Annotated in this window: 19 protein-coding genes and 1 pseudogene; 3 read left to right on the forward strand and 17 right to left on the reverse strand. The window is 60.6% G+C overall.

The features are described 5' to 3' along the window. Nucleotides 1-27 precede the first annotated feature (27 nt). From nhoA to MMW58_RS15430, 4 genes are all read right to left on the reverse strand, one after another. On the reverse strand, nucleotides 28-873 hold the full coding sequence (gene nhoA / locus MMW58_RS15415; RefSeq protein ID WP_159237270.1) for an N-hydroxyarylamine O-acetyltransferase: 846 nt from the start codon (nucleotides 871-873) through the stop codon (nucleotides 28-30). Nucleotides 874-952: 79 nt separating this feature from the next. Further along, nucleotides 953-2,605: an ABC transporter permease gene (locus tag MMW58_RS15420; protein WP_241721545.1), complete on the reverse strand. Its 1,653-nt coding sequence runs from the start codon at nucleotides 2,603-2,605 to the stop codon at nucleotides 953-955. A 79-nt stretch (nucleotides 2,606-2,684) separates the two neighbouring features. Next, nucleotides 2,685-3,653: an ABC transporter substrate-binding protein gene (locus tag MMW58_RS15425; protein ID WP_159869946.1), complete on the reverse strand. Its 969-nt coding sequence runs from the start codon at nucleotides 3,651-3,653 to the stop codon at nucleotides 2,685-2,687. Continuing rightward, a complete protein-coding gene (locus tag MMW58_RS15430; protein WP_241723734.1) occupies nucleotides 3,650-4,354 on the reverse strand; it encodes an ABC transporter ATP-binding protein in 705 nt (234 codons plus the stop codon). Before MMW58_RS15430 ends, MMW58_RS15425 begins: the two co-directional genes overlap by 4 nt. Before the next feature lie 211 nt (nucleotides 4,355-4,565). Here MMW58_RS15430 and MMW58_RS15435 point away from each other — a divergent pair, with 211 nt between their 5' ends. Further along, nucleotides 4,566-5,147: a flavin reductase family protein gene (locus tag MMW58_RS15435; RefSeq protein WP_045855270.1), complete on the forward strand. Its 582-nt coding sequence runs from the start codon at nucleotides 4,566-4,568 to the stop codon at nucleotides 5,145-5,147. A gap of 251 nt (nucleotides 5,148-5,398) precedes the next feature. Here the strand turns inward: MMW58_RS15435 and MMW58_RS15440 are convergent, their stop codons facing one another. From MMW58_RS15440 to MMW58_RS15455, 4 genes are all read right to left on the reverse strand, one after another. Continuing rightward, nucleotides 5,399-5,839: a hypothetical protein gene (locus MMW58_RS15440; RefSeq protein WP_241721546.1), complete on the reverse strand. Its 441-nt coding sequence runs from the start codon at nucleotides 5,837-5,839 to the stop codon at nucleotides 5,399-5,401. Between the two features lie 238 nt (nucleotides 5,840-6,077). After that, nucleotides 6,078-6,308, reverse strand: coding sequence for a tautomerase PptA (gene pptA / locus MMW58_RS15445; RefSeq protein ID WP_133599877.1), 231 nt, complete (start codon nucleotides 6,306-6,308; stop codon nucleotides 6,078-6,080). Between the two features lie 68 nt (nucleotides 6,309-6,376). Next, complete coding sequence (locus MMW58_RS15450) at nucleotides 6,377-6,994, reverse strand: glutathione S-transferase family protein (protein WP_133599878.1); 618 nt, start codon at nucleotides 6,992-6,994, stop codon at nucleotides 6,377-6,379. Between the two features lie 78 nt (nucleotides 6,995-7,072). Beyond that, complete coding sequence (locus MMW58_RS15455; protein WP_241721547.1) at nucleotides 7,073-8,077, reverse strand: LacI family DNA-binding transcriptional regulator; 1,005 nt, start codon at nucleotides 8,075-8,077, stop codon at nucleotides 7,073-7,075. 304 nt (nucleotides 8,078-8,381) lie between these two features. On the opposite strand from MMW58_RS15455, the gene MMW58_RS15460 reads away from it, so the two are divergent. Beyond that, nucleotides 8,382-9,578 (forward strand): L-talarate/galactarate dehydratase, encoded by a 1,197-nt coding sequence (locus tag MMW58_RS15460; RefSeq protein ID WP_241721548.1) that lies wholly within the window; start codon nucleotides 8,382-8,384, stop codon nucleotides 9,576-9,578. 201 nt (nucleotides 9,579-9,779) lie between these two features. After that, complete coding sequence (locus MMW58_RS15465; protein WP_241721549.1) at nucleotides 9,780-11,090, forward strand: MFS transporter; 1,311 nt, start codon at nucleotides 9,780-9,782, stop codon at nucleotides 11,088-11,090. A 65-nt stretch (nucleotides 11,091-11,155) separates the two neighbouring features. Here the strand turns inward: MMW58_RS15465 and MMW58_RS15470 are convergent, their stop codons facing one another. The 9 genes and pseudogenes from MMW58_RS15470 to MMW58_RS15510 form a co-directional block, all read right to left on the reverse strand. Continuing rightward, nucleotides 11,156-12,025: a transporter substrate-binding domain-containing protein gene (locus MMW58_RS15470; protein ID WP_159237383.1), complete on the reverse strand. Its 870-nt coding sequence runs from the start codon at nucleotides 12,023-12,025 to the stop codon at nucleotides 11,156-11,158. 20 nt (nucleotides 12,026-12,045) lie between these two features. Continuing rightward, complete coding sequence (locus MMW58_RS15475; RefSeq protein WP_041145377.1) at nucleotides 12,046-12,825, reverse strand: amino acid ABC transporter ATP-binding protein; 780 nt, start codon at nucleotides 12,823-12,825, stop codon at nucleotides 12,046-12,048. After that, entirely contained in the window at nucleotides 12,809-13,735 is a 927-nt protein-coding gene (locus MMW58_RS15480) for an amino acid ABC transporter permease (RefSeq protein WP_076947231.1), read from the reverse strand. The genes MMW58_RS15475 and MMW58_RS15480 overlap by 17 nt, the downstream gene beginning before the upstream one ends. A gap of 9 nt (nucleotides 13,736-13,744) precedes the next feature. After that, entirely contained in the window at nucleotides 13,745-14,254 is a 510-nt protein-coding gene (locus MMW58_RS15485; protein WP_241721550.1) for a GNAT family N-acetyltransferase, read from the reverse strand. Nucleotides 14,255-14,265: 11 nt separating this feature from the next. After that, nucleotides 14,266-16,531, reverse strand: a pseudogene (locus MMW58_RS15490) (NtaA/DmoA family FMN-dependent monooxygenase). 31 nt (nucleotides 16,532-16,562) lie between these two features. Continuing rightward, nucleotides 16,563-17,684, reverse strand: coding sequence for a M20 peptidase aminoacylase family protein (locus MMW58_RS15495; protein ID WP_133599885.1), 1,122 nt, complete (start codon nucleotides 17,682-17,684; stop codon nucleotides 16,563-16,565). Next, entirely contained in the window at nucleotides 17,681-18,682 is a 1,002-nt protein-coding gene (locus tag MMW58_RS15500) for an LLM class flavin-dependent oxidoreductase (RefSeq protein WP_241721551.1), read from the reverse strand. The genes MMW58_RS15495 and MMW58_RS15500 overlap by 4 nt, the downstream gene beginning before the upstream one ends. 105 nt (nucleotides 18,683-18,787) lie before the next feature. After that, on the reverse strand, nucleotides 18,788-19,333 hold the full coding sequence (locus tag MMW58_RS15505) for a P-loop NTPase family protein (protein WP_241721552.1): 546 nt from the start codon (nucleotides 19,331-19,333) through the stop codon (nucleotides 18,788-18,790). A 112-nt stretch (nucleotides 19,334-19,445) separates the two neighbouring features. Further along, the gene (locus tag MMW58_RS15510; RefSeq protein ID WP_123707801.1) at nucleotides 19,446-19,844 is read right to left on the reverse strand and encodes a (R)-mandelonitrile lyase; all 399 of its coding nucleotides are present in this window, start codon (nucleotides 19,842-19,844) and stop codon (nucleotides 19,446-19,448) included. Nucleotides 19,845-19,883 lie beyond the last annotated feature (39 nt).

Here is a 19,883-nt window from a genome sequence, read left to right on the forward strand (position 1 = left end):
AGCGATGCCGGCGCTTAAATGGCGTCGCTATTTACCCGCATCCGGATGGGTGTCGAACGCCGCCATCACCGCCGCGAGTTCCGCCTCGCTAAAGCCGTGCTTCGCGTCGTTCACCCCGAGGCCAAATCGCGTTTGCAGCGTTTCATACAGCGCAGTGACGTCGGGCAGATCGACCTTCTCCACCACCCGGCTGTTATCCCAGTGGGTGAAGTGGAAGTTGGTTAAGGTCATCTTCCCGCCGTCAGTCAGGTGGCGGCACAGCAGCAGGTGGTGGCGGAAATGCGACTGCGGCCAGTGGGCCGACCAGAAATTACCCATCACGTAATCGGCGGCAAACTGACGGCCTAAATCGAAATGGTACATCGACTGCCAGTGCTCATGATGGCTGAACTGCAGCGTCCAACTCTCGCCTTCATGCAGCAGACGGTAGGTGCCGTGCGGAGTTTGCTGGGGAACGTCCGCCAGCAGCCTGATAGGCGCCGTCAGCGTTTGCCCACCGAAGCCGACGTCGGCAATCCAGCGCTCGCCCTCCACCTCAACCAGCAGCAGGCGGTGGGTGCGCGGCGGCATCTGCGGCGGATTCGCCAGCACCACGCGCCCCAGCAGGCTGCGTACCGAGAAGCCAATTTCACTCAACGCCCGCTCGAGCAGGCCGTTCTGCTCGAAGCAGTAGCCGCCGCGGCGGGCGTTAATCAGCTTCTCCTCCAGCGACCGATCGTCAAGATGGATCTCCCGCGGCAGCAGAACGTCGAGGTTCTCAAACGGGATCGCGCTGTTGTGGTGGATATGCAACGTCCGCAGGGTGTTAATCGAGGCATCAGGGGTTCCCGTCCAGCCCAGACGAGAAAAATAGGCGCGTAAAAATGGGCTCATCAATGTCTCCAGCATTCGGTGTGCGTCATTTATAGCGTATTTTTCCCGTCCCACCGGTATTTTTGTGCGATCCTGCGGCTCAGCGCGCGCTGCGCTGCATCAGCGCCAGGGCGCTCAGCATCAGCGTCAGACCGGTCAGCAGGGTCAGCGTCGCCATCGCCATGCCCTGTCCCGCCGAACCCTGCTCAAACTGACGCCAGATAAACACCGCCACGGTCTGGGTGCCCGCCGGAGCCAGCAGCAGGGAGGTCACCAGCTCCCGCGAGGCGACCGCAAACACCATCAGCATCGCCGCCAGCAGCGCCGGAAACACCAGCGGCAGGACGATCAGGCGCAGCGCCTGCAGCGGCGAAGCGCCGTGCACCCTGGCCGCCGGCTCCAGATTATTACCGAGCTGGCGCAGGGCGCTGCCCACGTAGCGCACCGGCCACGGCAGCAGCAGGCAGCAGTAGGAGAGCAGCAGCATAAACCAGGTGTTATACGGCGAAACCGGCCAGAACGGGCGGTTCCACAGCAGAATCAGCCCCACCCCGACCACCACGCCGGGCAGCGCCGCCGGCATCAGCGACAGCGCATCGACAATGGCGCTACCCCTTATTTTTCGGATCAGCACCAGCCACGCCGCCACCAGCCCCAGCAGGCCAACAATCAGCGCCGAAGCCAGCGCCAGCGAAAGGCTGGTCCCCAGCGCCGAAAGCGCGTCGCCCTGCTGGTTAAACAGCGCGATAAAGTGGTTAAAGGTAAAATTATCCGCGCTGATTCCGCCCGACAGCGTGCCCATCAGGCTGGTGACCACCGTCGACGCCACCGGCAGCACCACCGCCAGCCCGGCGACCGTCGCCATCAGCAGCAGCGCCGGGAGGGTAAACCAGCCCGCCGTCGCCCCGCTGTTCTCGCCCGGTTTGCCGGTCACGCTGGTCACTTCTTTATCCCCCACCAGCCGGCGCTGCAGCCACCAGGCCAGCAGCGCGACGACGATCAGCAGCAGCGAGAGCAGCGATGCGCCGTTGAGATCGATGGGCCAATCGGCAAGCTTCTTCTCAATCCCGACGGTCAGCATCACCACGCCCGCCCGGGAGCCCAGCGCGGCGGGAACGCCGTACTCCTCAATCGCCAGGGTAAACGCCAGCAGCATGCCCGCCGCCAGCGCCGGAGAGAGCATCGGCAAGGTGATATGCCAGAAGGCGCGCCAGGCGCTGGCGCCGTGCACGCGCGCCACGATAGCCAGCCGCTGCCCGCTCGCCAGCAGGCTGCGGGAGACGGCAAAATAGACCACCGGGAAAATATTCAGCGCCATCACCAGTACGATCCCGCTGCGGCTGAACAGCAGGTCGTTGAGATCCCAGCCGGTGAGCTGCTGCAGATAGCCGTTGCTTTGCAATACCAGCATCCACGACAGGGCGGCGATATAGGGCGGCGTGAGAAAAGGAATTAAGAACAGCAGGTCCCAAACGCGCGGCAGCGGCAGGTTGAACAGCCCGCGCAGCACGCCGAGCGGGAGCCCGATGGCGACGCTGACCAGCGCCACGCCGCAGGCAATCCACAGGGTGCCGCCGAGCATCGCCGGCAGCTGCGGGTCGGCAAACAGCGTCGCGACGCCGCTAAAGGCCCCGGCCAGCGAACCGGCGCTGAAGTGGGGAAATATCGCCTGTAAGACGATAAAAAACAGCGGCAGCGCCACCAGCACCAGCAGCGCCGCCAGCGTAGCGCCAGAAATAAGTTTTTGATTCACCGTATGTACCTGCAAGCGAGGGATTCCCCCCGCCGCGCTGGGGCCAACGTCAGGCCGGCACGGCAAGGGGAAAGGCAGATTACTGCGCGAAGAGCGTGTTGAAGCGGGCCAGCACCGCGCGGCGTTCGCTGCTGCCGTCGCCGCTGGTCGGCAGAACCTTCAGCTCGTTAAGCAGCGGGCGCTTCGCCGGGACGTCGGACCGCGCCGGCATCAGCCAGGCGTCCGCGACCATCGCCTGACCTTCCGGCGACAGCACGTAGTCGACAAAGGCTTTGGCATCATCAGCGTGCTGGGTCGTTTTCAGGATCATCATCGGGCGCGGCGCAATCACCGTTCCGCTGGCCGGGAAAATCACCTTCAGCGATTCGCCCTGGCTAATATTGCCGTAAGAGACGTAGTCCACCGCGCCGAATACCGCCGCTTTGGCGCCCTGCATCACCGGCGTCACCGCCTGCGCATTCGGCCCGCTGACCACCATCCCGTTCTTTTTCAGCGCATCGAACAGCGCCCAGGCCTTATCGCCCATCCCATTCTGCAGCCCGATCAGCAAATCCAGGGATGCGCCGGACAGCGCCGGGTCCGGGGTGGTCACCTTATCCTTAAACGCCGCTTCCGTCAGGTCGCGCCACTCCTTCGGCTCCGGCGTGCCGCTTTTGCTGTTCCAGACGATCCCCAGCGCCGAAATGCCCTGCGCCACGTAGTCAGCCGATTTCAGATTGGCCGGGACCTTATCGGCGTTGGCGCTTTGATAGGCCAGCAGCCAGCCGCGGGCATGGAGATCTTCCGCGGTGTCCCACGAGGCGGAGATCAGTACATCCGCCTGCGGGTTGGCCTGCTCGGCCTCAAGGCGCGCCATCACCTTGCCGGTGGTGGCCTGGAAGATATTGACCTTCACGCCGGTTTTCTTTTCGTAACCGCTGGCGAGACCTTTCGCCAACGTGCCGGGACCGGCGGTGTAAACGGTTAGCGCGTGGGCGCTGGAGATCATCGTGGCCGACAGCATCATCGCGAGCGCTGCTCCTTTCTTAAAGGTCATAACGGATTTCATGCGGGTTCCCCTGAGGATGAAGTAACAATGCGGACGGCAGCAACGCTGCCCGCCGATAAATGCACAATGCGGTCAGCCAGCAGCTCCGCTTCGCGGCGGTCGTGGGTGACGTAGACGGCGGTGATGCCAAGCTGGCGCAGCAGACGGCTCATCTCGATGCACAGCGACTCGCGCAGCTCGCTGTCAAGGTTAGAGAGGGGTTCATCAAACAGCAGCACGCGAGGTTCGGCGACAATGGCCCGCGCCAGGGCGACGCGCTGCTGCTGGCCGCCGGAGAGGCCGGAGGGTTTACGCTCGGCGAAGCCAGTCAGCCCGACCCGCGCCAGCGCGGCGCTGACCCGCTGCTGACGTTCGCCGCGAGGCACCCCGCGCATGCGCAGCGGAAAGGCGATGTTTTGCGCCACGGTCATGTGCGGCCACAGAGCGTAATCCTGGAAAACCATGCCGATATCGCGCTGCTCCGGGGCCATCCCCCAGCCGGCTTTCGCCACCAGGCGGTCGCCAAAGCGGATCTCGCCGCTGGCGGGAACAGTGAGCCCGGCCAGCAGACGCAGCAGCGTGCTTTTGCCGCAGCCGGATGGCCCCAGCAGCGCGACGATGCTGCCCGCTTCGATATGCAGATCGATATTAGTGAGAACGGTGTTGGCGCCGAAAGCGAATGAAACGCCGTCAAGCTTGATGCCGGTAAGCGCGCGCATTATCGCCCTCCCCGTTGGGAAAGCGATGCTCTACCGGCGGTTGAAACCCGCCGGGCGGCGCCCACCTGCGATAAATACAGGGGAGCTAACATGTTGTTATCCTCTTTGGGACTTAGTGCCGCCAACTATAGGGAGCCTGGATGACGTATTGATTACATTTTCATTGCGGCTTAACGTGTTGTCTGGCATCAGACCCATTTACCAAGGAACGCATATGAGCCGCTTTCGCCACGTCGAACTTCAGTACGCCAGTCGCCTGCTCAATCACGGCCCCACCATTCTGATAACCAGCTATGACGCGCAATCCGGGCGCCGCAACGTGATGGCCGCCGCGTGGTCGATGCCGGTGGAGTTCGCGCCGCCCCGCGTCGCCATCGTGGTCGATAAGAGCGCCTGGACGCGGGAGATAATTGAGCGCAACGGAACCTTCGGCATCGTGGTGCCGGGCGTGGCCGCCGCCAGCTGGACCTACGCGGTCGGCAGCATCAGCGGGCGCGATGAGGATAAGTTCAACGCCTACGGCATTCCGGTGGTGAACGGTCCGGAGCTAGGCCTGCCGCTGATTGAGGAGAAGTGCCTGGCGTGGATGGAGTGTCGGCTGCTGCCGCCCACCGCCGCTCAGGAGCAGTACGACACCCTGTTTGGCGAAGTGGTTTCCGCCGCCGCCGATGAGCGGGCTTTCGTCACCGGACGCTGGCAGTTCGACGATGATAAGCTCAATACGCTGCATCATCTCGGCACCGGCAACTTTGTCGCCAGCGGCCGGCACGTGCGGGCGAACACGCCGGAAGAGTAGCCATCATGCACGGCAGGAGCGAACGGCCCGCCGCCGGAGGTAGCGGGCGGGCTACGCCCGCTACGAGTACAGTTAATCTGCCGAAGGAATGAAAAAGAGTCCTTCGGTAGCCAATCGGGCGATTGGCCACAGGATGCTCGATACCCAGTAGATCCTGAACGCGGATATGGTGCTTTATCGTCAATACTGCAGCTCTAAATTTTACAATCTCCCCTTATCCATGAGCGCGTATTCATGCCGTAGTTCTATACTTATTTCAAGGCGTAGCAGTCAAGGACACGCCCCGCGAAATGAACCAGGCTCACTGCATAAAAAATATAACACACGATAAATATTGGCGATTTTTTAATGATCATTACCGGAGATGCCCTCTCTTTTTCAACGGACTGTAGTTCATAAAGCCTGGCCATCCGGGTATCACCGGAAAGAGATGCCTCAATTTTATTCTCGATATCTTTTTTTATTTGTCTAAATGTACGCTTATCACAAGCCTCATCGTTAATGAGAAAAACGAAAATAAGTAATAATGAAAGAGCGGCTATCATCTGAATCCAGGGAGCGTTAACCCCCCAACAGCCGAGCGTTGCGGTAAATAACCATATTCCCTGGATGTTTGACTGATACCTAAAGTTATTAATGTTTTTATTATAAAAAGCAATATCCATTACTACTCTTGCATTTTCAACCGACACGTTTACCACTCCTTTTATAAGATAAGAAACAACCTAAACAAACACCCAGAAAAATATAACTGCTATTGCTTTCTAAATCCATATTATTTTTTATTATTTATATTTAGAAAAACTTAATTTATTTTAAATGGAGTGAAGCAAGAGACGTCAGAAAGATAAACGGTAATACGGAGGCAGTGATGATATTTTAGCGCGCTCCGGAAGGCAGCCTTTACGATACCGCCTTCCGGGACAGGGTTTACGACATGCTGTAACCGGGCTTTTTAATCAGCTGCTCCATCTGCGGGGCGATTTCACTGTCCCACACCTGCTGCCAGTCGCTCGGGTCAACCTGCTTCAGGGCCACGCTCACCGAGCCGTCCTTACTGTTCAGGTGCTGCACCAGTACGGCGGCGATATCGGCGGCCAGCGCCGCTTTTTGCTCATCATTCAGCTCGCGAGGAAAACACTTAATATCAACATGCGGCATAGCGGACTCCTTATTGTCAGAACGATAAAACTACCACAGCCCGGGCGCGCCGGTTTTCATTTTGTGCTTTAAATCAGCTCGTTGCGCCGCAGCACCGCCTCCAGCTCGGCGCGTTGATATACCGCATCCGCGACGGCGAAGAATTTCGGCGTGTGCGCTTCAAACCACTCCCGCCCCGGCCCCCACGAGCACATGACCGCAATATAGCAGTCCAGCAGGCTTATCCGTTCGCCCAGCGCGTAGGGCCCGGCGACGAGCTGCGGCTCCAGCCACAGGTAGAGCGACCGGCGATAGTTCACGCAGTTTTCCCGCAGCTGCTGCGGGGCATCCGCCGTCCAGCGCTCGGGGTAATCCGCATAGGTGAAGGTGGGATAGACGTTGGCGACCAGCCAAATCAGCAGGTGCTGGAACCGATGGCGCTGCGGCGTCCCGGGCTCTGGCGCGAGATCCGGCCGCTGGTCGAGGATCGTTAAGGCCATCGCGGCGGATTCGCTCATCACGCTGCCGTCCGCCAGCTTAAAGGTGGGTACCTGACACAGCGGGTTTATCTGCATCAGGCTGTCACGCTGGGGTCCGGGTTTATCAAAACCCTCAACGTTAACAAAGTGGTACGGGATTTCGGCCAGCGTCAGCATCAGCTCGCTGATTGCCGACCCCCAGCCCGGTACGCCATAGACGGTGATCATGTTCGGCCTCCACGGTAAACGTCGGGTGTCGGGTGAAAGCCGGAAAAAATGTCCGTCGCGCGCTATTTAACGGCGTGCCTACGCCGACTCTCGCTCCAGCAAATGATAGCCCAGATCGATAATTGCTTCCCCTTCCCCCACGCCTTCAATGCGGTCGGCGAGGAGGGTTGCCGCACGTTCGCCAATCGCATGGCGATCGACGCTGACGGTGGTAATCGCCGGTCGGTTGCTGGCGGCAAAATCCAGATCGCCGAAACCCATCACCGCTAAATCCTTCGGCACGCGCAGGCCGCGGCTTTCGGCCTCCATTATCGCCCCCTGCGCCAGGGTATCGGAACTGCAGACGATAATATCGAACTCGCCGGCGTCAAGCAGCTGGGCCAGGCCGCTGCGCCCCAGCGCCAGCGAGGCCGGAAGCGGCACTTCCACCTGAGGCACATCGCTTGTACCGCCTTTGACCAGCCGGGCGTACAGCCCCTGCTTACGCAGCGCCGCTCGCGCGTCCCCTGCCCACAGCAGCCCCGGGCGCCGGTAGCCCTTGTGCAGCAAAAATTCGCCTATCGTCTCGCCAACTTTCTCATGCGAAAAGCCCACCAGCATATCCAGCGGCGTCGGGGTCAGATCCCAAATCTCCACCACCGGAATGGCGGCGTTGAGGATGGTTCTCTTTAACGCCGGGGCATGCTGAATGCCGGTCAGCACGACCCCGTCCGGGCGACGGGAGAGCAAGGTTGCCACCAGCTCCGCTTCGGTCTCCCGACTGTAGCCCGCGACGCACAGCAGCATATGGTAGCCGCGCGCCGCGAGGGTATCGCTCAGCGCCTGGATGGTGTCGACAAACATATTGTTGTTGATTTGCGGAACCACGACGGCAATCAGCCGGCTGCGGCGCGAAGCCAATCCGCCGGCCAGCGCATTGGGAATGTAGCCCGTGGCCTGCACCGCCTGCAGCACCTTTTCCACCGTTTTAGGCCGCACCAGCTGCGGCGTATTCAGCGCCCGACTGACCGTCATGGATGATAAACCCGCCGTGCGGGCAACATCATCCAGCGTCGGCACGCGCGTCGGTTTTCTGCTTTTCACGGCTAAGCCCCTGTGTTGAGTCGTTCCCAGCGGGCATTATTGATGATGCCCCAGCCAATTGCCAGCACCCGCCCGCGCATCCGCATGAGAATCAACAACCTGAGAGATAAAATGTTATCGCTATCATTAATATTTGTGCTATTTCACAGACTATTTTGGATCGTGATGTCACCTGCATAATTTTACCACTAATAACCTAAAGTTGTGATCGTTTGTACAAATTAAACGCACTCCTGTGGTCGAAACGCAAAAGCTGGATTAAAAATGTTAGCGCAAACATTTTATAAATCGTAAGGAACATGCCATGACCACCAGCGCCAATTCCAGCTCCGTGACCTACGCCAAAACCACCGGCGTCAAAACCGCCGCCGAAACCGGCGACCGCATTGCGCACGTTAAGCTCTCCCTGGCCTTTCTCCCCTTAGCCACGCCGGTCAGCGATGCCAAAGTTCTCACCGGGCGGCAAAAACCGCTCACCGAAGTCGCGATTATTATCGCCGAAATCCGCTCCCGCGACGGTTTCGAAGGGGTAGGCTTTAGCTATTCCAAGCGCGCGGGAGGCCAGGGAATTTACGCTCATGCCAAAGAGATTGCCGATAACCTGCTTGGCGAAGACCCCAACGATATCGACAAGATCTACACCAAACTGCTGTGGGCGGGCGCCTCCGTCGGGCGCAGCGGCATGGCGGTACAGGCCATCTCTCCGCTTGATATTGCCCTGTGGGATATGAAAGCCAAACGCGCCGGACTGCCGCTGGCGAAGCTGCTCGGCGCCCATCGTGATTCGGTACAGTGCTACAACACCTCCGGCGGCTTCCTGCATACGCCGCTGGATCAGGTGCTGAAGAACGTCGCTATCTCCCGGGAAAACGGCATCGGCGGGATCAAGCTGAAGGTGGGCCAGCCGAACACCGCCGAGGATATCCGTCGCCTGACGGCGGTGCGTGAAGCGCTGGGCCCGGATTTCCCGCTGATGGTTGACGCCAACCAGCAGTGGGACCGGGAAACCGCCATTCGCATGGGGCGCAAAATGGAGCAGTTTAACCTGATCTGGATTGAGGAGCCGCTCGACGCTTACGACATTGAAGGCCACGCGCAGCTGGCCGCCGCGCTGGACACGCCGATTGCGACCGGCGAGATGCTGACCAGCTTCCGCGAACACGAACAGCTTATCCTCGGCAACGCCTGCGACTTCGTGCAGCCGGACGCCCCGCGCGTCGGCGGTATCTCCCCCTTCCTCAAGATTATGGATCTGGCGGCGAAGCATGGCCGCAAGCTGGCCCCGCATTTTGCAATGGAAGTGCATCTGCACCTCGCCGCCGCCTACCCGCTCGAGCCCTGGCTGGAGCATTTCGAGTGGCTGAACCCGCTGTTTAACGAGCAGCTTGAGCTACGCGACGGGCGGATGTGGATTTCTGAACGCCACGGGCTGGGCTTCACCCTGAGTGAACAGGCGCGCCGCTGGACCCAGCACAGCTGCGAGTTTGGCAAACGCCCCTGATGCTTGTGCAGGCTATTTTTCCGGACCGGGAGCGAACGCGCCGGGTCCGGGCTGGGGGATAAGCGCATCCCCCACCCTTGCGTAGTCCGGTCAGCTTATGGCCGGGGATAGGTTCTTAACGACCGGCGGATATCACTTTATCACCCCTCCCGCCCCTGACTTGCTGTACCCACATCACCAACCCTGAAACGGAGTTGCAAAGTGAATACACAATTAAAACGCAGCAACGTGCGTTACGGTATTTTATTATTTCTTTTTTTGGCCACCGTATTTAATTATGCCGACCGCGCCACGCTGTCGGTCGTCGCACCGATTATGAGTAAAGAGCTCGGGTTCGATCCGGAGGCCATGGGTCTGGCTTTTTCCGTGTTCGGTATTTCTTACGTTATAATGCAGATTCCCGGCGGCTGGCTGCTGGATAAATACGGTTCGCGGCTGGTATATGGCTGCGCGCTGATCGGCTGGTCGGTAGTGACTATGTTCCAGGGGACGATCTTTCTGTTTGCCAGCCCGCTGGTGGTGCTGGTTATTCTGCGTCTGATGATGGGCGCGATAGAAGCCCCGGCCTTCCCCGCCAACAGCCGCCTCAGCGTGCAGTGGTTCCCGAATAAAGAGCGCGGGTTTGTCACCTCGGTATATCAGGCGGCGCAGTATATCTCCCTGGGTATTATCACGCCGCTAATGACGATCATCCTGCATAATTTAAGCTGGCATTATGTCTTCTATTATATTGGCGCCATCGGGGTGGTCCTGGGGATATTTTGGCTGGTTAAGGTCAAGGACCCTTTGCATCATCCAAAAATAAACCAGCAGGAGCTTGAATATATTCGCGAGGGCGGCGGCGAACCGGAATTAGGTAGCCAAAAAACGCAGCACAAGTTAACCCTCGCGCAGATCAAAAGCGTGTGCGTAAACCGCATGATGATCGGCGTCTATATCGGCCAGTTCTGCGTCACCTCGATTACCTGGTTCTTCCTGACATGGTTCCCGACCTACCTCTATCAGGCGAAGGGGATGTCGATACTGAAAGTCGGTTTTGTCGCCAGTATTCCGGCGATTGCCGGGTTTATCGGCGGCCTGCTCGGAGGGCTGTTTTCCGACTGGCTCCTTAAGCGCGGCTATAGTCTGACCACTGCCCGCAAGATACCGGTGATCTGCGGTATGCTGCTCTCCTGCGTCATCGTCGTCGCTAACTATACCGCTTCTGAGGTGGTGGTTATCGCCGCCATGAGCCTGGCCTTCTTTGCAAAAGGCTTTGGCAATCTCGGCTGGTGTATCCTCAGCGATACGTCGCCCAAGGAGATGCTGGGCATCGCCGGCGGGGTCTTCAATATGTGCGGTAACCTCGCGAGCATCATCACGCCGCTGGTCATTGGGATCATTATTGCCAATACCCACTCGTTTGATTACGCCATTCTGTACGTCGGCTCGATGGGCGTACTCGGTCTGCTCTCCTATCTGTTTATTGTCGGGCCGCTGGATCGCATCAACCTGACGCCGCGCGCGGCCTGATTACCTAACCTGGCGAGAGTTCGCCCCCGCTGTTTCGCAACACACTCCTGCGAAGCAGCGGCTTTTTAGTAGGTAATCCCCGGCGGATTGACCACCGACTGCGTTACCGCCTCCCCCTGTTCCCCCCAGCGCGCCAGCACCTGCTGGTACTCGCCGCGGGCTATCGCCCCGTCGAGCGCCGCCTGCAGCGCGTACACCAGGCCGCTGCCCTTTTTGGTGGTGGTGGCAACGTAAGCCTTTTTCGGCCCCAGGCCGACGACTTTGGTCGTGCCGGTCAGCGCCGCTTTGTAGGCCGCCACCGACTGCGGGCCAAAGAACACGTCGGCGCGTCCGGACTGGATATAGAGATTACCCGAGGCGTCGTCGGTGAGGTACACCGGCAGCGCCGGCTGGCGCCCCGCCGCTTCGTTCTCGGCGTTCCAGCCGAGCAGAATACGCTCCTGGTTGGTGCCGGAGCCGACAATCACCTTCCGCCCGGCAAGATCCGCCGCGCCGCTCACCCTGGCTATCGGGCTGGTGGATTTGACGGAAAAGGCCAGGGAATCGACGCGGTAGGTGGCGAAATCGAATTTCTGCTTGCGCTGCTCGGTCACCGCGATATTCACCAGCGCCACGTCATAGCGCCCGGAGGTGATGCCCAGCGGCCAGTCCTCCCACGCCGTCGGCACCAGCCGGAGCTTGAGCCCAAGGCTGCCGGCCAGCAGGCGGGCGATATCCGGATCGCTGCCGATGCGCGTGCGGTTATCGCTCGCCAGCAGCGCCAGCGGCGGTGAATTCAGCGCCGAGATAGCCACCGTCAGCGTCCCGGGCTCAACAAAGCGATAGTTCGCCGGGATCTGTGCAATCGCCTGCTTGTCCACCGTCACCGGCAGCGGCCGCTCGTTGGCCCGCAGGTCAATTTCCGCCTGCGCCCCCGCCGGGATAATGCCGATCATTAACGCCAGAAGTCCTTTTCTCATGCCGGAAGCACCTTCGATAAAAATTGCCGCGTACGCTGATGCTGCGGATGGTTAAGGACCTCATCGCTGCTGCCCTGTTCAATGATTTTGCCATCGACCATAAAGACTACCTGGTCTGCGACCTCGCGGGCAAAACCAATCTCATGCGTCACCACCACCAGCGTGGTGCCGGAACGCGCCAGCTTCTTGATAACGTCAAGCACTTCGCCCACCAGCTCCGGGTCCAGCGCCGAGGTCGGTTCGTCAAACAGAATCACCCGCGGCTTGAGGGCCAGCGCCCGCGCGATGGCAATGCGCTGCTGCTGACCGCCGGAAAGATGCCGCGACCAGGCGTCGGCTTTGTTGCGCAGCCCCACCACGTCGAGCAGATCGTAGGCCTGCTCGATAGCCTCCTTGCGGCTGGCCCGCCCGTGGGCAATCGGCGCCTCAATCAGGTTTTCCAGCACCGTCAGGTGCGGGAACAGGTTGAAGTTTTGAAAAACGTAGCCGACGTTCACGCGCTGGCGGAGGATCTCTTTTTCCTTCAGCTCGTACAGCCTGTCGCCCTGACGGCGATAGCCGATATAGTCGCCATCGATTTGGATAAAGCCCTCGTCAACGCGCTCGAGGTGGTTAATGGCCCGCAGCAGGGTGGATTTCCCCGAGCCGGAAGGCCCGAGGATCACCGTTACCGTGCCGGGCTCTATCTCCAGGGAGACATCGTCCAGCGCCTTATGGCGGCCAAAATATTTGCTGACGCCGGTGATCGAGATATGGCCGTTATGAGAGTTGGGCATGGACGGGCTCCTGCGGCTGCGGTGAACGAGAGGCTTCGGCAACGCGAGTGCGGCGCGGGCTGTTTACCGCCGAGCGGCGCTCGCTGCGCGCCAGCGCGCGTTCAACCAGATATTGGATCAGCGACAGTACGCTGGTGATCGCCAGGTACCACACCGCGCCGACCATCAGCAGGGGGATCACTTCCTGGGTGCGGTTGTAAATCATCTGGATGGTGTAAAACAGCTCCGGCATCGCCAGAACGTAGACCATCGCCGTCCCCTTGGCGAGACTGATAATTTCATTGAAGCCGGAGGGTAAAATGGTGCGCAGCGCCTGCGGCAGAATAATGCGCAGCGTACGCCGCCACGCCGGCAGGCCGAGCGCCGCCGCCGCTTCATACTGACCGTGATCGACGCCGAGGAAGCCGCCGCGAATAATTTCCGCGGTGTAGGCGCTCTGCACCAGCGTCAGCCCGACTACCGCGGTGGAGAACTGCCCCAGCACGTTGATGGTTTGATAGCTGCCCCAGCTGATGCTGGTAAAGGGAATACCGAGCGACAGCGTGTCGTACAGATAGGAGAAGTTGTAGAGAATAATCAGCACCACGATCAGCGGCAGCGAGCGGAACAGCCAGATATATCCCCAGGAAAGGCTGCTCAGCAGCCACGAGGAGGAGAGTCTGGCCAGCGCCAGCAGGCCGCCAAAGATCACGCTCAGCACGGTGCCAAGCAGGGTCAGCAGCAGCGTTTGCCCAAGCCCTTCGAGGATAACCGGGTCAAAGAACCAGCGCGCGAAGACCGCCCACTCCCAGCGGGGGTTAAAGGCCACCGACTGCACGACGACGGCCAGTACCAGCAGCGCCAGCACCGCGCCGACGGCGCGCAGCGGATAGCGCGCCGGGATAACTTTTATCGTTTCTGATGTTTTCATCGTTGCTCCTCAGGCGCTCTGGCCTAGCGCGCTAACCGCCAGCGCTTTGCTAAACCGCAGTCGTCCATCATAGGGCGGCTGGCTGTACTCTTCCGGGTTGCGTTCGAGGTCAAACTGCGGCTCATAGCCCTGGCTGAGATAGAGCTTCACCGCCTCCGGCTGGCGAAAGCCGGTGGTCAGGTAGATATGGCTGTAGCCCGCCAGCACCGCCCGACGCTCCAGCTCCTGCACCACCTTCGCCGCCAGCCCCTGCTGGCGCAGCGCGTGGTGGGTCCAGATGCGCTTAATTTCGGCGGTATTGGCGTCCTTCGGCTTGTAGGCACCTGTCGCGATAATCTCCCCCTCGCGCTCGAGTACGATAAACAGCCCCTGCGGCGCCAGATACCATTCGGTTAGCTCAACTTCGGCATCGCGGGAAAAATAGTCCCCGTAGCGCGAAGCGTACTCGGCAAACAGGCCATCAATGATCGGCTGCAGCTCAAGGGCTTCGGGTGAAACATCGCGGAATACGTCGCTCATACTGACTCCTGTTAATCGCCCAGTCCGGCCGGATTAATCTCTGACTGCGGGATGCTCTCGACGCCTTCCCCCCAGCGGTTAAGCACTTTGGCGTAGTCGCCGCTGTGGATGGCGCCGTTCAGCGCCGTCTGCACCGGGGTGACCAGGCCGCTGCCCTTTTTCACCGTCACGGCGATATGGGCCGCCTTCGGCCAGCCGCCGTCAACGCTGCCCACCAGCCTGGTTTTTCCGGTAAGCGCCGCTTTCCATGCGCCAATCACGTTGGGGCCAAAGAAGGCGTCGGCGCGGCCGGACTGGATCGCCAGAGTCTGAGCGGCGTCATCTTTGGTATAGACCGGGGTAAAAGGCTTCAGCCCCTTCTTGAGGTTTTCCGCGTTCCACGCCAGCAGAATGGCCTCCTGGTTGGTGCCGGAGCCGACGATAATGCGCAGGCCGGCAATATCCTCCGCCCGGTCAATTTTGTTCAGCGGGCTGCTGCTTTTGACGTAGAAGCCCAGCGAATCCTTGCGGTAGGTGGCGAAATCAAACTTCTCTTTGCGCTCTTTGGTCACCGTAATATTGCTGATCGCGGCATCATATTTGCCGGAGACCACGCCGAGGGGCCAGTCCTCCCACGAGGTCGGGACCACGTTCAGCTGCAGGCCGAGGCTATCGGCCACCAGGCGGGCGATATCCACCTCGCTGCCGAGCAGGGTTTTGTTATCGTCAGAGAAGACGGTGAGCGGCGGCGAGTTCAGCGCCGCCACCGCGACGGTGAATTTTCCCGGTACCGCGAGGCGCAGATCCTTCGGCAGTTGGGCAATCGCCTGCGGATTTTTTGCCGTATGCACCGGCGCCTTATTGGCTTCAAGACTGACCCCGGTGCCGTTGATATTGACGCTCTGCGCCCACGACGAAGCGCTTGCGGCCAGGGCGAGCGCGAGAATAAGTGACTTTTTCTGCATAGCGGGTGTTCTCTTATTATTGTTGTTGGAATTGATTGACCGGCTCGGCCAGCCCTAAGCTTGCGCGCAGGGTGGTGCCGGGATACGCCTCGCGGAACAGCCCCCGCTGCTGCAGAACCGGCACGACCTGGTCAACAAAGCGCGGGAAGGCGTCCGGCGTGCCGCCCTGGATAATAAAACCGTCGGCGGCGCGCTGTTCAAACCACTCCTGCAGACCGTCGGCGACCTGCTGCGGCGTTCCGGAAAAGCGCGGACGCGGGCTGGCGGCTTCCAGCGCCACCTGGCGCAGAGTCAGGCCGCGTTCGCGGGCGCTGCGCTTAATCTCATCCGTGGTGCTGCGGAAGCTGTTTTGCCCGAGATCGCCAATATCCGGGAACGGCGCATCAAGCGGATACTGCGCAAAGTCGTGATGCTCGAAATAGCGTCCGAGGTAGTTAAGGGCATCCTCAATCGATACCAGCGCGGCGGTGGTCTGATACTGCTGCTCCACGTCTTCGGCGCTGTCGCCCACGATGACGCTGACGCCCTGGAAAATATGCAATTCGTCTTCCTGACGACCGTACGCCGCGAGCTGGCCTTTAACATCGCGATAAAACGCCTGCGCCTCCTCAAGAGATTCCTGATGGGTAAAAATGGCGTCGGCATGGCTCGCCGCCAGCTTTTTACCATCATCAGAAGCGCCCGCCTGAAATATAATGGGGCGCCCCTGCGGCGTGCGGGCAATATTCAGCGGACCGGCAACCTTAAAAAAGTCGCCATGATGATCGAGGGCATGCAGCTTATTTTTATCAAAGAACTGGCCGCTGGCCTTATTACGCACGAAGGCGTCCTCTTCCCATGAATCCCACAGCCCTTTAACCACCTTTAGATATTCATCCGCGATGCGATAGCGCAGCGCATGGTCGGGGTGTTGAGCGCGGGAGAAGTTTTTTGCCGAGCCCTCCAGCGGCGAGGTGACAACGTTCCAGCCCGCCCGGCCCTGGCTGAGATGGTCGAGGCTGGCGAACTGGCGCGCGGTGGTAAAGGGCTCGCTGTAGGAGGTGGATAGCGTGCCCACCAGACCGAGGTTGCGGGTCACCGCCGCCAGCGTGGAGAGCACCGTCAGCGGCTCAAAGCGGTTTAAAAAGTGCGGGATGGATTTCTCATTTATATACAGGCCGTCGGCGACGAATATAAAGTCAAGCTTCCCCTCTTCCGCTTTTAACGCCGTTTGCTTAACAAACTCAAAATTAATGCTGGCATCCGCCTGCGCTAACGGGTGACGCCAGGCGGACATATTTCCCGAGGCGCCGTGTAATATGGTGCCAAGACGCAGCTGTCGTTTTTCAGACATAGTTCACCCTTCCCTTGCCGGTAATTAAAATTTAAATTTGCTGTAAAGCCCGTTCCGCCAGGGTCGCAAAATAGCGCGCCGCCGGGGCGATTAAATTCTCATCCGGATTAAATCCGGGATGGTGAAGACCGAATTCGCTGGCGCTGCCGATGCTGACAAAGGCGCCGGGGATATGCTGCAGGTAGACGGCAAAATCTTCCCCGCCCATATGCAGGTCCGCGTGATGGGTACGGTAGCCGACGTCGTCGGCAACCTCGCTGGCAAACGCCGCCCAGCGCTCATCGTTCACCAGCGCCGTCGGCCCGGAGTACCAAAAAACGTCGATCTGCGCGCCGAAGGCACTGGCAAAACCGGCGGCGATTTCGCTTACCCGCGCCTTCACCCGCTGCTGCACTTCGCTGCTGTGGGTGCGCAGCGTCCCTTCCAGCTCCACGCTCTCCGGCAGAACGTTCCAGGTGTTGCCGCCCTGGATCCGCGTCACGCTCAGCACCACCGAATCGAGGGTATTAACCTCCCGGCTGGCAACGCTCTGCAGCAGGGTGACCAGCTGGCTGGCAAGCAGGATGGCGTCTTTGCCTTCGTGGGGCCGCGCGGCGTGCGCGCCTTTGCCGGTGACCTTAAAGACGAAGCGATCGACGTTGGCATAAAAGGCGCCGCCGCGGGTGGCGAACTCTCCTACCGGCAGCCCCGGCTCGTTGTGCATCCCGAAAATGGCCGCCACCCCTTCCAGAGCGCCGGCGCGGATCAGCGTTTTGGCGCCGCCAAAGCTCTCTTCCGCCGGCTGGAACAGGATCCGCACCCGGCCCGGCAGCTGCGCTTCGCGCTCTTTGAGCAGCAGCGCGGCCCCCAGCATCACGCTGGTATGGATGTCGTGGCCGCAGGCGTGCATCACGCCTTCGTTTTGCGACCGATACGCGAGGCCGGTCGCTTCTTCGATCGGCAGCGCGTCAATATCCGCCCGCAGGGCTATGAGCTTTTCGCCGCTGCCTACCTCAACCACCAGGCCGGTTTTCAGCTCGTAGGGCAGCAGGCGCAGGCCGCCGCTTTGCAGCCAGTCGCGGATGCGCGCGGTGGTGGCCACCTCCTGCAGGGAGAGCTCAGGGTACTGGTGCAGCTCGCGCCGCCAGCGGATCAGCTGTTCAGCAAAGCTCATGGCAGCACCTCCGCACCCTGATGGGCCTGAGCCAGCAGGCGCAGCGAATTGAGCCGCGCCTCACCTTCGGTGACCGGCGTATCGATGATGAATTCGTCAATTCCCCACTCCGCGTGCAGCTCGTCCAGCTGCGCTTTGACCTCATCGGCGGTACCGGCCAGCAGCGACGATTCGCGGCGGGCGATGCGCGTCGGGGCGCTGCCCGCCTGGCGGGCAAAGGCGATGCCCTGGGCCTCGCTGCCGACGGTCACCCGCTGGCCGTTTTCCAGCTCGACGCCCCAGATCTCAACCTGTTTCGCCAGTTCGTTCGCCGCTGCGCTGTCCTCGGCGACGATCGCCTGCACGGCGATAATGGCATCCCGGCGGCTCAGCGTGCGCCAGCGGGTCAGCACCTCGCGAAGCAGCGCTTTATCGCCGTTAAGGTGGGCGGCAAAAACAAAGTTCCAGTCCAGCTGGGCGGCGAGCCGGGCGCTCTCAAGGCTGGCGCCGAGCAGGAAACCGTCCGCCCGCCGCGGCGGGATCGGCGTTGCCCGCACGCTCTCTTCTCCTTCAGCATCGGTAAGCGACAGCCAGTTATCAAGCTGGGCCAGCTGGTCGGCAAAGGTGCCTTTATCTTCCTGATTCAGCCCCTGCTGCAGCGCGCGGGTGGAGAGCGGCAGGCCACCGGGGGCTTTACCGACGCCAAGATCCACCCGGCCCGGCGCAATAGAGGCCAGCAGGTTGAAGTTTTCCGCGACTTTATAGGGACTGTAGTGCTGGAGCATCACCCCGCCTGACCCAACGCGAATCTGCCGGGTCTGGCCGAGGATCCAGGCGATCGCCAGCTCCGGCGACGGGCTGGCTAATTGATCGGTATTATGGTGTTCGGCTATCCAGAAGCGATGATATCCCCAGGCCTCCGCCTGTTGCGCAAGGGTTAAAGTTCGAGTCAGCGCCTGAGCGGCCGTTTCCCCAGCCGCAAGCGGACTTTTATCCAGAATACTGATTCGATAAGACATTTCGCAGACTCGCATTAACTAACGTGTCTGCATTATTAGAATCTGGGGAGGCGGCTGAGAAACAATTTATTTACATGTACTCTGCCGGAAAATAGATATACGAGCTTAATGCTGAGCAGGCTGCGCCGCCAGCTGGCGGAGAAAATCCTCCGTCTGGCGCCGGTTACGCAGGCGCACAAAGCGAATATGCTGCCAGGCCGGGTCGGCCATATCGGCAAGGTAGCGCTGGCGATTGGGACGCCAGGTTTTAATGGTCCACCAGATAATGGATTCGCGGCTAAAAAAGGAGCGACGGAAGCTTTCGCGGTTGCCGGTACCGGGCCACAGCTCCTGACGGCGGCTGGCGCGGGCGGCGGCGCGACACACCGCCTGGCGCAGCGTGCGGCAGAATCCATAGTCGAGCCAGACCACCAGATCGACCTCGCGCCATTTGATCTGACGGCTGCGGTTATAGTTGCCGTCCAGCACCCAGCCCGGCCCGGCGGTAGCGGAGGCTAATTTGGCGAAAAACGCTTCGTCCGGCGTGCCCTGCCACTGCGGTAACCAGTAGAGCCGATCCATTTCGATACAGGGAAGCGCCAGCTGCCGGGCAATCCGCCGGGCGAGGGTCGATTTGCCGACGCCGCTGGTCCCTACTACGTTGATTTTCATCGTCTACGCTCAGCCATGTCTTGTTGTGGGGCTGAGAATAATAGCCGACAAACGGCCGCGTCGGGGATGAAAATTGCGGCGCAGCGCCTGCGCTAACCGGCGGCAGTAGCGTTTAGCAGCCCTGGTACTGCTCGTCGCTGACGTGCTCCTGCCAGGTCACCGCGCTGCCGTTCTCCGCTTCGGCGATGGCAATATGCACCATCGCGGTCGCGCTGCTGGCGCCGTGCCAGTGCTTCACGCCCGGTGGGATCCACGCGATATCGCCCGGATTCAGCGCCTGCGGCTCTTTGCCCCACTCCTGCAGCCAGCCGCGTCCCTGGACCACAATCAGCGTCTGGCCCAGCGGATGCGTATGCCAGGCGGTGCGCGCGCCGGGTTCGAAGGTGACCGTCGCGCCGCCCACTTTCGCCGGCTCGGTGGCCTGAAAAGGCGCATCGATACGCACGTCGCCGGTAAACCAGTCTGCGGGACCTTTTCGTGATGGCTGTGAGCCGCTGTGGCTAATATTCATGATGCTCTCCTCTTATGTGTTGCACTAAAGATAGCGCAA

The organism is Klebsiella sp. HC6, assembly GCF_022605325.1.
Lineage (GTDB): Bacteria > Pseudomonadota > Gammaproteobacteria > Enterobacterales > Enterobacteriaceae > Klebsiella > Klebsiella terrigena.